Consider the following 12,176-nt stretch of genomic DNA (forward strand, 5'->3'; position numbering starts at 1 on the left):
TCGTAGAAATTACCGAGCCAGTCCGATCGCCGTGATGAAACGGACCTGAGCTCACGGAGAAGCCTGATGAAAAAACTCAAATTGGTGATGATCGGCAACGGCATGGCCGGCGTACGCACCCTCGAAGAGTTGCTCAAGCTGAGTAACGAGCTGTACGACATCACGGTGTTCGGTGCCGAACCCCATGCCAACTACAACCGCATCCTGCTCTCCCCTGTGCTGGCCGGCGAACAGACGTTCGAAGAGATCGTGCTCAATGACCTGAGCTGGTATCAGGACAACAACATCAAGCTGCTGCTCAACCGCAAGGTGGTAGAGATTGACCGGGTCAAGCGCCGGGTCATCGCCGAAGACGGCACCGAAGCCGAATACGACCGGCTGCTGATCGCCACCGGTTCCACGCCGTTCATCCTGCCGATTCCCGGCCACACCCTGGAAGGCGTGATCGGCTACCGCGACATTGCCGACACCCAGATGATGATCGACACCGCCAAGACCCACAAACACGCCGTGGTCATCGGCGGCGGCCTGCTGGGCCTGGAAGCGGCCAACGGCCTGAAGCTGCGGGGCATGGACGTGACCGTGGTGCACTTGGGCGAATGGCTGCTGGAGCGGCAACTGGACAAAACCAGCGGCCAACTGCTGCAAACCGCCCTGGAAAGCCGTGGACTGAAATTCCGTCTGTGCGAGCAGACCCAGGCCCTGCACGACGCCGGCAACGGCCGGGTCGGCTCGGTGCAGTTCAAGAACGGCGACATCATTCCCGCCGACCTGGTGGTGATGGCCGCCGGCATCCGGCCCAATACCGAGCTGGCGGAGAAATCCGGCATCCCGTGCAGCCGCGGGATCCTGGTCAACGACACGATGCAAACCTACGATCCGCGCATCTACGCCATCGGTGAATGCGCCAGCCACCGTGGCACCGCTTATGGCCTGGTGGCCCCGCTGTTCGAACAGGCCAAGGTCTGCGCCAACCACCTTGCCCAACTGGGTTTTGCGACCTACAAGGGTTCGGTGACCTCGACCAAGCTGAAAGTCACCGGCATCGACCTGTTCTCCGCCGGCGACTTCATGGGCGGCGAAGGCACCGAGACCATCACCCTTTCCGACCCGATTGGCGGCGTCTACAAGAAACTGGTGATCAAGGACGACGTGCTGGTCGGCGCCTGCCTGTACGGCGATACCGCGGACGGTGGCTGGTATTTCCGCCAGATCCGTGAGAATGCCGGCATCAGCGAGATCCGCGATCACCTGATGTTCGGCGAAAACGCCTTGGGCGATGTCGGACACCAGGGCCAGGACAAAGCCATGAGCATGGCTGACAGCGCTGAAGTCTGCGGCTGCAACGGCGTGTGCAAGGGCACTATCGTCAAGGCCATCCAGGAGCATGGGCTGTTCAGCGTCGATGACGTGAAAAAACACACCAAGGCCGCCAGTTCCTGCGGTTCCTGCGCTGGCCTGGTGGAGCAGATCCTGATCAACACCGTGGGTGGCGCGGCGGACGTCAAGCCGAAAAGCGAAAAGGCCATCTGCGGTTGCAGCGACCTCAACCACGGGCAGATCCGCCAGGCGATTCGCGACCAGCACCTGCTGACCATCGCCGGGACCATGAGCTATCTGAACTGGCGCACCCCGAACGGCTGCGCCACCTGCCGCCCGGCCTTGAACTACTACCTGATTTCCACTTGGCCCGGCGAAGCCCATGACGATCCGCAATCGCGCCTGATCAACGAGCGCGCCCACGCCAACATCCAGAAAGACGGCACCTACTCGGTGGTCCCGCGGATGTGGGGCGGGGTCACCACGCCTTCGGAGCTGCGACGCATCGCCGACGTGGCCGACAAGTACAGCGTGCCGATGGTCAAGGTCACCGGCGGCCAGCGCATCGACTTGCTGGGCATCAGGAAACAGGACCTGCCGGGTGTCTGGAAAGACCTCGACATGCCCTCCGGCCACGCCTACGGCAAGTCCATCCGCACCGTGAAGACCTGCGTAGGCAGCGAGTTCTGCCGCTTCGGCACGCAAAACTCCACCCAGCTGGGCATCGAGCTGGAGCACGACCTGTTCAACATGTGGTCGCCCCACAAGGTCAAGCTGGCCGTGTCCGGCTGCCCGCGCAACTGCTCCGAAGCCGGCATCAAGGACGTCGGCATCATCGGCGTGGATTCCGGCTGGGAGATGTACATCGGCGGCAACGGCGGGATCAAGACCGAGGTCGCCGAATTCTTCGTCAAGCTCAAGACCGCCGAGGAAGTCCGCGAATACAACGGCGCCTTCCTGCAGTTGTACCGCGAGGAAGCTTTCTACCTCGAACGCACCGTGCATTACATGCAGCGGGTCGGCATGGAGCACATCAAGAAGGCCGTGCTCGAAGACCCGGCGCGGCGCAAAGCCCTGCATGAACGCCTGAAATTTTCCCTGTCGCTGGAACAGGACCCGTGGAAACAGCGCCTGGAACAACCCCAGCTGAAGAAAGAGTTTGAAGTCATCCCCGTGAAAAACCTGGAGGTGCCGGCATGAACTGGCTGGATATCTGCGCGCTGGACGAAATCAACGCCCTGGGCTCGCGCATCATCAATGGCCCGAAAGGCGACATTGCGATTTTTCGCACCAGCGACGATGAGGTTTTCGCACTCGATGACCGCTGCCCCCATAAGGGCGGCCCGTTGTCCCAGGGTCTGATCTACGGCAAGCGCGTGGCCTGCCCGCTGCACAACTGGCAGATCGACCTGGAAACCGGCCAGGCCCAGGCTCCGGATGTGGGCTGCGCCCATCACCATTCGGCGCGGGTCGAGAATGGCCGGGTGCTGCTGGCCCTGCGGGAAGCAAGCTGATGAGCCGCCAGACCACTGCCTCGACCTGCTGCTACTGCGGGGTCGGGTGTGGCGTGCTGATCGAGCATGACGACGAGCGCATCCTCGGCGTCAGCGGCGATCCCACCCACCCGGCCAACTTCGGCAAATTGTGCAGCAAGGGCTCGACCCTGCACCTGACCGGCGACCTCGCCGCCCGCGCCCTGTATCCGGAGCTGCGCCTTGGCAAAGGCCTGGCCCGGGCCCGTACCGACTGGGACAGCGCCCTGGACCATGCCGCCAATATCTTCGCCGAGACCATCGCCGAACACGGCCCGGACAGCGTGGCGTTCTACATCTCCGGGCAGTTGCTGACCGAGGACTACTACGCCTTCAACAAACTCGCCCGGGCGCTGGTGGGCACCAACAACATCGACAGCAATTCGCGGCTGTGCATGTCCTCGGCGGTGGTGGGCTACAAACGCAGCCTCGGCGCCGATGCCCCGCCTTGCAGCTATGAAGACCTGGAACTGAGCGACTGCGTGATGATCGTCGGCAGCAACATGGCCTACGCCCATCCGATCCTGTTTCGCCGCCTCGAAGAAGCCAAATCCCGCCGGCCACAGATGAAAATCATCGTCATCGACCCCCGGCGCACGGACACCTGTGATCTGGCGGACCTGCACCTGGCGATCCTGCCGGGCACCGATGTCGCCCTGTTCCATGGGATTTTGCACCTGCTGCTGTGGGAAGACTGGGTCGACCGCAAGTTCATCAAGGCTCATACCGAAGGCCTGGCGGACCTGAAGAACCTGGTGCGCGATTACACGCCGGCCATGGTCGCCCAACTCTGCGGCATCAGCGTCGAGCAACTGCACCAGTGCGCGCAATGGGTCGGCACCTCGCCGAGTTTCCTGTCGCTGTGGTGCATGGGCCTGAACCAGTCCACTGCCGGCAGCGCGAAGAACAGCGCGTTGATCAACCTGCACCTGGCCACCGGGCAGATCGGCCGTCCAGGCGCGGGTCCGTTCTCGCTGACCGGTCAACCCAATGCCATGGGCGGACGGGAGACCGGCAGCCTGTCGAACCTGCTGCCGGGCCATCGCGAAGCCGCGAACCCCGAGCATCGCGCTGAAGTCGCCCGCTACTGGGGCGTCGAGCAATTGCCTGCCAATACGGGCCTGAGCGCCATCGAGCTGTTCGAGCAGGTTCGCAACGGCAAGATCAAGGCCTTGTGGATTGCCTGCACCAACCCGGCCCAATCGATGCCGGACCAGACTGCAGTGCGCGAAGCCCTGCAAGCCTGCCCGTTCGTGGTGTTACAGGAAGCCTTCCGCACCACCGAGACCGCCGCCTATGCCGACCTGTTGTTGCCGGCGGCCAGTTGGGGCGAGAAAGAAGGCTCGGTGACCAACTCCGAACGGCGGATTTCCCACGTGCGCCGGGCTATCGGCGCACCTGGAGAGGCGCGCCCGGACTGGGCGATCACGGTGGATTTCGCACAACGCCTGGAGAAACGTCTGCGCCCCGCCCAGCCTAGCCTGTTCGCCTTCGAAACCCCGGCCCAGCTGTTCGATGAGTACAAACAGCTGACCTGCGGCCGTGACCTGGATTTGTCCGGCATCAGCCACGCCTTGATCGACCAGCTCGGCCCACAACAATGGCCCTTCCCGGCCGGCGCCACGGTCGGCACCGCCCGCCTGTACATGGATGGGATCTTTCCCACCGACACCGGCCGCGCACGATTTGTCGCCGAACCGTACCGCGCCGCCAAGGAGCTGCGTGACGCCCGTTACCCGCTGACCCTGAACACCGGCCGCCTGCGCGACCAATGGCACGGCATGAGCCGCACCGGGACCGCCGCGCAGTTGTTCGGTCATGTGAACGAAGCCGTACTGAGCCTGCATCCCGATGAACTGGTGCGCCACCGTCTGCGAGCCGGCGACCTGGTCAGCCTCAAAAGCCGCCGTGGCGCGGTGATCGTGGCAGTGGACAGTGACGAGAGCGTACGCCCCGGCCAGGCATTCCTGCCCATGCACTGGGGCGACCGGTTCCTCAAGGGTGGCGTGAATACCCTGACCCAACCGGCGTTCGATCCTCTGTCGAAACAACCGGAGCTAAAGCACAGCGGCGTACACCTGGAAGCGGTAAACCTGCCCTGGCAGCTTTTCGCCTTGATCGAGGGCGATGTCCAGCAGCATTTGGAGACATTACGCCCCCTGTGTGAGGCATTTGCCTACGTCAGCCTGAGCCTCACCGGGCGCGAACGTCCGGCGTTACTGATTCGCGCCGCCAGCGCCGGTGCGCCCGAACCGCAGGTGCTTCAGGCCATCGATGAACAACTGGGGCTGGTGGAAGGACCAGTGCTGGCCTATGACGATCCGCGCCGTGCCATCGGCAAACGGGTACGGATCGAAAACGGCCGCATCACCGCGATTCGCCTGGCCGGTGAAACCCTGGCCCGACACTGGCTGCAGAACCTGTGGTCGGAAGGTCGTGCCGATGAGCAACTGCGCCGCTGGCTACTGGCGCCGCTGAGCGCGCCGCCGGGCAATGTCGGCGCCCCGATGGGCGCCGGCAAGACCCTGTGCAACTGCATGAACGTCAGTCAGCGTGCGGTCTGCGCCGGCATCGAGCGTGGCCTGGACTTGCAAGGGCTGAAACAGGAACTGGGCTGCGGCACGCAATGTGGCTCCTGTGTACCGGAAATCAAACGCCTGCTGGTTGCCACCGCGCAACCGGTGGCCGCTGTCTCGTGAGGAAAACACTATGAACGCAAAAGTCTGGCTGGTGGGCGCAGGTCCCGGTGACCCTGAATTACTGACCCTAAAAGCCGTACGCGCCTTGGGCGAGGCGGACGTGGTGCTGATCGACGACCTGGTCAATGACGCGGTGCTGGAGCATTGCCCTGGCGCGCGCATCATTGCCGTGGGCAAGCGCGGCGGATGCCGCTCCACACCACAGGCGTTCATTCATCGGTTGATGCTGCGCTATGCCCGCCAGGGCAAATGCGTGGTGCGCCTCAAGGGCGGCGATCCGTGCATCTTTGGCCGTGGCGGTGAAGAGGCACAATGGCTGCGCGAGCATGGCGTCGAGGTGGAGTTGGTCAATGGCATCACCGCCGGCCTGGCGGGCGCGACCCAGTGTGACATCCCGCTGACCCTGCGCGGAGTTGCCCGGGGCGTGACGCTGGTCACGGCGCACACCCAGGACGGCAGCAGCCTGAACTGGCAGGCCCTGGCCCAGGGCGGGACCACCCTGGTGGTGTACATGGGCGTGGCGAAACTGAGCGAGATCCGTGAGCAATTGCTGGCCGGTGGCTTGGCAGCGAACACCCCGGTCGCCATGATCGAAAACGCTTCCCTGCCCCATCAGCGTGACTGCCGAAGCGACCTGGCCTCGATGGAAGCCGATGCGAGTGCCTTTGAGCTCAAGAGCCCGGCGATCCTGGTGATCGGCGCCGTGGCCGCGGGTGCGGAACTGGCCCAGGCACCGCAGGCCTGGGTCCAGGCGGCAGCGCTGTAACCTCTGGCAAACAACACCAACCCTGTGGGAGCAAGCTCGGCTCCCACAGGTATTTGTCGCTCATTTTCATAAATCCCAGGCAAAGAAAAGCCCGGCCTAGGCCGGGCTTTTCCAGAGCTTTGGGCTAATTACTTAGCTTGGGCTTCAACCTGCGCTTCTACGCGACGGTTAACTGCACGACCAGCTTCGGTCTTGTTGTCAGCCACTGGGCGGGATTCGCCGTAGCCAACAGACTGAACGCGGGACGATTCAACACCGTACTGGTTGGTCAGAACTTGCTTAACGGCGTTTGCACGACGCTCGGACAGTTTCTGGTTGTAAGCGTCAGGACCGACGGAGTCAGTGTGACCTTCAACAGTAGTGGTGGTGGATGGGTACTGCTTCATGAAGTCAGCCAGGTTCTTGATGTCGCCGTAGCTGTTTGGCTTGACGACCGACTTGTCGAAGTCGAACTTCACGTCCAGCTCAACACGTACGACTTCAGCAACAGCTGGGCAGCCATCAGCGTCAACAGTTACGTTGGCTGGGGTGTCAGGGCACTTGTCGACGTTGTCGCATACGCCATCGTTGTCGCTGTCGGAGCAGACTTCAGCCGGAGCTGGAACTGGAGCAGCGGCAGGCTTGGAACCGCCACCGAAGTTCACACCGATACCAACGCTAGGCGCCCACTCGGTGTCGCCCTGGTCGATGTTGTACTGAGCTTCAACGCCGGCACGGGCGTAGAAGTTCTCGGTGAAGTACAGCTTGGCGCCGCCACCCACGTTGGCGAAGGTAGAACGGTTACGACCGTTGCTGCCGTTCTGGTCGATGCTCTGGTCGGAGAAACCGGCCGAGACGTAAGGACGCAGCATGTCACCTGGGTTGTTGAAGTGGTACAGAGCGTCCAGAGCGGTGTTCGCACCCTTAACGTTCTTGCCGTCGTCGGCACGTACGTTGTGCACTTCGTCGTAGGCCAGACGCAGTTCAACGTCGTCGGTCAGGAAGTAACCAACCGAACCGCCGAACAGGTTGCCGTTGTTCTTGAAGTTACGAGCGCTGTCGAATTGTTCTTTCTTGGCGAAGCCTTCGATTTCAACTGCGCCTTGGCCTTGTGCCAGAGCGCCGAACGAAGTGGCAGCAATCAAAGAACCAATGGCAAAGCCCAAGGTGTTTTTCAGTTTCATCCGTTAAATCCCCATCTGGTGATTGTGAAGCAGTCCCGCAAACCGGGGGACAACTCGGCGGCAAGTCTATCAGAACTTGCCTACACGTAAGAGATATTTGCGCCGAACTAAGTTTCAGCAATGCCTGCAAATTTCTCACGCAATTTGTCAAGAGCGCGCTTGTAACGCATTTTTGTCGCGCTCAAACCCATGTGCATGATATCTGCGATCTCCTGGAACTCCAGTTCTGCGACAAATCGTAGCACCAGAATTTCCCGATCGATCGGGTTTACATAAACCAACCAGCGATCAAGCCCGCCCTTCTCCTCAGGTTTAGGCGCCTTTTCTTCAGACGCTTCTTCAAGAGGGTCAAGGCTCAGCGCGTCCATCAAGCGACGCTTTCGCCGTTCCTTGCGGTACTGCGTGATGCATTCGTTGTAGGTGATGCTATAGAGCCATGTCTTGAACTTCGATTTCCCCTCGAAGTTCTTCAGGCCATACAGCACCTTCAACATCACCTCCTGACAGACATCGTCAGCATCACGATCGTTCCCGAGATATCGCGCACAAACGTTAAATAATGTCCTCTGGTAACGGCGCATCAACTCTTCGTAAGCACGGGTTACGTGGAACAGCTCCGTATGCGCGCGCGCGACCAACTCCTCATCGGAGAGATCACGGGGGTCGTAGCGCGTGGATGGCGATTGGGCTTTGTTCAAAACAAGTCGGGCCGACAGTCTAGGTCAATGTGCGCCGCAGCCTGGGGCTACCCGGCATTTTACGGCGGCATACATTAGCAGGGTTTGCCGGGTTAGCGGCTACTCACATGCTGTTCCAGCAGGATCCGATTGGAGAGCGACACCAATTCGCCCTCATCGGTCAGCAATGTGGTCTTCACCGTGCCGATCTCTTCGATCTGGCCTTCGACCTCGCCAACACGCACTTGTTGCCCAACCTCATACAACTCACGCACATAGATTCCCGCAAGAATCTGACCGGCAATTTCCCGGCTTCCCAAGCCCATGGCCAGCGCAACGGCCAGACCAACGGTAATCAGAACGATCACGATCACGTGGTTGAGCAGGTCAGTCTTGACCTCCAACTGACTGATCGCGACCGAAATACTGATGATAATCACCAGGCCCTGGGCGATTCGCCCGACGCCTGCGGCGTAATCCAGCCCCACGCCCTCAGCGGCACCACGCACCAGCCCGTTGGCCAGTTGCGCCAGCAAGACACCGACCAGCAGCACCAGCGCGGCGCCAAAAACCTTGGGCAAATACAACGCGAGCATATCCAGCGTAGCTGAAACTCGCTCAAGGCCAAGGGATTCAGCGGCAGAAACCAGGAAAATCAGCAATACGAACCAATAGACGATCTTGCCGACCAAGGTCGAGATCGGCACCTGGATGCCGCCACGCGACAGCAGTTTGGTCAGGCCGGTGCCGCCCATCAGGCGATCGAGACCGAGCTTGGCGAGCAGCTTGGAGAGCAGTGTATCCAACAGCTTGGCTACCACGAAGCCGAGCAACAGCACCACCAGCGCGCCGAAGAGGTTCGGGATGAAGTTAGCCACCTTGGTCCACAACGCGGTCATTGCCGTGACGAGGCTCTGGGTCCAGAGATCAAGTTCCATATTCAATCAGCCTTATCAGCGGTGCGGGTAACAGGTTTACGACGGGAAACCGGCGAGACGTGGGCCGACCCGTTATTCACGGCGATCATCAGCGCGGGCAACCAACGGCCCAGCAGGCTGAACAGATCGCCGGCGCCGACCTGGCGGTTAGCGGTTTTCAGTACACGTCCCAGGCATGCATCGTCGTCCCGGCTGGACGGCGAAGCCTTGAGCATGTCGCGCAAAGACTGTTCAAACGGATCGTGCATACGCACCTCTCGTGATGTCTGTGGAAGACGCGATCAAATTTGGTCGGGTCACATGAAGCCTCATCACACCCAGCGCAAACGGCGGAACAACCACCATTGCCCCAGGGCCACGCAGACCATCAGCAGGCAGGCGACCATGAAACCGTAGGGGCTGCCGGACAGTGGAATGCCGCCGACGTTGATGCCCAGAAGGCCGGTGAGGAAACTCATCGGCAGGAAGATCCCGGTAATGATGCCGAAGCGGTACATGGTGCGGTTCATGCGCACCGACAGACGCCGGTCCTCGGCCTCCAGCACCAGCCCCACGCGCTCGCGGGTCAGTTCCAGCTCCTCGAGATAGCGGGTCAGGCTGTTGTTCAATTCGTTCCAGTAGTCGCCGTCATCGTCGACGAACCACGCCAGCTTGAGCCGACTCATTTGCCCGAAGATGTCCCGCTGCGGCGCCAGGAATCGCTTCAGCCCGGCCGCCCTGCGACGGATGTGCAAAATCGCATCGTGCTCGGGAGTATACCGTTCGTCGGTATCGAGTTTTTCTTCCTCGGTGTCGACGATTTCCGACAGGCAGGTCACCAGATCCTGCACTTTGTTGGTGAGGTACTGCGCCATATAAAGGATGAGCTCCGAGGCGGTCTTGGGCCCCTTGCCCTCGGTCAGTTGCACCAGCAGCTCATCGGTGGCGCGCAACGGTCGCAGGCGCAGGGAAATCACCCGCTGGGCAGACGCAAAGATGCGTACCGACACCATGTCTTCCGGTTCGGCCCCCGGGTTGAGGTTGATTCCCCGCAGAAACAGCAGCAACTCGGCGTTGGGCAACGGCAACAGCCGCGGGCGGGTGTTCTCTTCGAGCAGCAGGTCGCAGTTGAATTCACTCAGGCCGCTGGACTTGCGCAGCCAGGTATGGGTCTGCGGATGACTGCGATCCCAGTGCAACCAAAGGCTTTCGTGGTCCTGCAACTGCAAATCGTCGAGTTCGGTCCTGGCGATGGAGCGTGCGCCGCCTTTACCGTCCAGCACCAGGGCATGCACCAGCCCCCACTGGGCGTTTTCTTCCTCGAACATCCTCATCCCTTATGGCTGTGACGTGTCATTCAGGCATTTTCAGCGGGCTTGGCGAGACGATCACGCCGTTGTTGTCCGCATAGACATACTCGCCCGGACGGAACGTCACGCCGGCAAAGGTCACCGGGACATTGAGCTCACCGACGCCGCGCCGGTCGGTTTTCATCGGGTGGCTGGCCAGGGCCTGAACGCCGAGGTCGGTCTGGGCGATGATGTCGACGTCGCGGATGCAACCGTAGATCACCAGCCCTTCCCAGCCATTGTTCGCGGCTTTTTCCGCCAGCATGTCGCCCAGCAGCGCCCGCCGCAGCGAGCCACCGCCGTCAACCACCAGTACCTTGCCGTTGCCCGCAAGTTCAACCTGCTCCTTGACCCGCGAATTGTCCTCGAAGCACTTGATGGTCACGATTTCGCCGCCGAAGGAGTCGCGGCCGCCGAAATTGCTGAACATCGGCTCCAGCACCTGCACCAGGTCCGGGTAGGCGTCGCACAGGTCGGGCGTAAGGTAATGGTTCATCGAACAACTCCTGGAAGGCTGGAACGTCAGACTGAATGGGCAACCGTTTGTGACCGGAACCGCTTAACGCGTCATATCTTAGCCGCAAGCCGACCAGAGCGAAATGCCCTTGTCAGAGCCCTCGTCTCAAACCGCTTCGGCCAGGCCGGGCTGTTCTGCCAGCAGTGGTGAGCAAGGGTCTTCCAGCCAGCGCGCCACCAGTGGCCAGACTTCAGCCTGTGCGGCTTTGCTGACCAGCATCTCGACATGGCCAAAGTCATCCGTGAACCCCTGCGCCCGGCCCAGGCAGACAAACTGCTTGTGTTCGGAACCGATCTGCTCGAAGAGCTTGCGGCACGCCCAGGTCGGATCCTGGTGATCGCCCGCGGCACTCACCGCCAGCACCGGCACCTGGACGTCGGCCAACCCGGCCCACCAGTTTTTCTCGGCATCGCCGAAGCGCCCGAACAGGCCGTACCAGCGCATGCTTTCCAGTGCCAGGCCAATGGGCTCGTCCTCGGGTCCACGCTTGAGCCGTGAGCCGGACAATTGGGCAAAACGCTTGAGGATGAAGCGCCCGCTCCACTCCACCGGTGGAATTTTCAGCGGCCAGTAGGTGCGGCTGACCTGGGTACCAAAAAACGCAGCCGACGCCACGGCGGGCTCGCCCAGATACTGCCCGCCCAAGGCTGCAGCCAGGGTGATACCGCCCAGGGAATGGCCGATCCAGTGCGGCACCTGCCTGCTTTGTTCGCGCACGAAAGCGCCGATGGCCGGCAAATCGTAGCGGGCGTAGTCGGCCACCCGGTTGTGGCGATAGTTCTGGTTGCGTTGGGACAACCCGTGGCCGCGCATCTCGGGGATCCACACATCGAACCCCTGGCGCGTCAGGTATGCCCCCAGGCCAAGGCCCTTGGGCGAATACCAGAAGCGCCGGTTGGAAAAACTGCCGTGCAACAGGATTACGGGAACGCCACGGGTTTGGCCGGCATCGGCCATGCCCAGTCGGGTCACGGCCAGCTCGACGCTGTAGTCCGGGCTGTTGCCGGGTTTCAAACGATAGACGTCTTCGCTCAGATCGCCGCGCCGCTCGGCGCTGATCAGGGCGACAGGAAATAGGTTGCTGCTGCTTTGCATGATGCTCTTGCACAAAAAAGGGCGGCTTCCCTCAGGAGCCCGCCCTGTTTCAATCAAAAAAGGGACCCGCTAGTCAATCAAGCCACAGAACATGTGGGAGCGGGCTTGCTCGCGAAACGGTGTGTCAGGCAGCATCAATGC

11 protein-coding genes are annotated in these 12,176 nt (G+C 61.6%); 4 read left to right on the forward strand and 7 right to left on the reverse strand.

From position 1 onward, the window contains the following. Positions 1-66: 66 nt before the first annotated feature. From nirB to cobA, 4 genes are read left to right on the forward strand one after another with little or no spacing between them, the layout of a single operon-like run. The gene (gene nirB, locus RGM2987_RS10660) at positions 67-2,520 is read left to right on the forward strand and encodes a nitrite reductase large subunit NirB (RefSeq protein WP_245140616.1); all 2,454 of its coding nucleotides are present in this window, start codon (positions 67-69) and stop codon (positions 2,518-2,520) included. Further along, positions 2,517-2,834: a nitrite reductase small subunit NirD gene (gene nirD, locus RGM2987_RS10665; RefSeq protein WP_245140619.1), complete on the forward strand. Its 318-nt coding sequence runs from the start codon at positions 2,517-2,519 to the stop codon at positions 2,832-2,834. The genes nirB and nirD overlap by 4 nt, the downstream gene beginning before the upstream one ends. Next, on the forward strand, positions 2,834-5,551 hold the full coding sequence (locus RGM2987_RS10670) for a nitrate reductase (protein WP_245140621.1): 2,718 nt from the start codon (positions 2,834-2,836) through the stop codon (positions 5,549-5,551). Before nirD ends, RGM2987_RS10670 begins: the two co-directional genes overlap by 1 nt. 10 nt (positions 5,552-5,561) lie before the next feature. Then, complete coding sequence (gene cobA, locus RGM2987_RS10675) at positions 5,562-6,317, forward strand: uroporphyrinogen-III C-methyltransferase (protein ID WP_245140624.1); 756 nt, start codon at positions 5,562-5,564, stop codon at positions 6,315-6,317. 128 nt (positions 6,318-6,445) lie between these two features. On the opposite strand, the gene RGM2987_RS10680 is transcribed toward cobA, so the two are convergent. The 7 genes from RGM2987_RS10680 to RGM2987_RS10710 form a co-directional block, all read right to left on the reverse strand. Further along, complete coding sequence (locus RGM2987_RS10680) at positions 6,446-7,480, reverse strand: OmpA family protein (RefSeq protein WP_245140626.1); 1,035 nt, start codon at positions 7,478-7,480, stop codon at positions 6,446-6,448. A 107-nt stretch (positions 7,481-7,587) separates the two neighbouring features. Further along, the gene (gene sigX, locus RGM2987_RS10685; RefSeq protein WP_245140628.1) at positions 7,588-8,178 is read right to left on the reverse strand and encodes an RNA polymerase sigma factor SigX; all 591 of its coding nucleotides are present in this window, start codon (positions 8,176-8,178) and stop codon (positions 7,588-7,590) included. Between the two features lie 92 nt (positions 8,179-8,270). Beyond that, positions 8,271-9,095: a mechanosensitive ion channel domain-containing protein gene (locus tag RGM2987_RS10690; protein ID WP_003183617.1), complete on the reverse strand. Its 825-nt coding sequence runs from the start codon at positions 9,093-9,095 to the stop codon at positions 8,271-8,273. Between the two features lie 2 nt (positions 9,096-9,097). Continuing rightward, positions 9,098-9,343: a CrfX protein gene (locus RGM2987_RS10695; RefSeq protein WP_245140630.1), complete on the reverse strand. Its 246-nt coding sequence runs from the start codon at positions 9,341-9,343 to the stop codon at positions 9,098-9,100. A gap of 63 nt (positions 9,344-9,406) precedes the next feature. After that, positions 9,407-10,402, reverse strand: a complete 996-nt coding sequence (locus RGM2987_RS10700; protein ID WP_245140632.1) for a zinc transporter ZntB — start codon at positions 10,400-10,402, stop codon at positions 9,407-9,409. Positions 10,403-10,427: 25 nt separating this feature from the next. Then, positions 10,428-10,919 carry a ribonuclease E activity regulator RraA gene (gene rraA, locus RGM2987_RS10705; protein WP_245140634.1) on the reverse strand — a complete coding sequence of 164 codons (492 nt, stop codon included), beginning with the start codon at positions 10,917-10,919 and terminating at the stop codon, positions 10,428-10,430. Between the two features lie 126 nt (positions 10,920-11,045). After that, positions 11,046-12,035 (reverse strand): alpha/beta fold hydrolase, encoded by a 990-nt coding sequence (locus RGM2987_RS10710; RefSeq protein ID WP_245140636.1) that lies wholly within the window; start codon positions 12,033-12,035, stop codon positions 11,046-11,048. Positions 12,036-12,176 lie beyond the last annotated feature (141 nt).

The organism is Pseudomonas sp. RGM2987, assembly GCF_022952855.1.
Lineage (GTDB): Bacteria > Pseudomonadota > Gammaproteobacteria > Pseudomonadales > Pseudomonadaceae > Aquipseudomonas.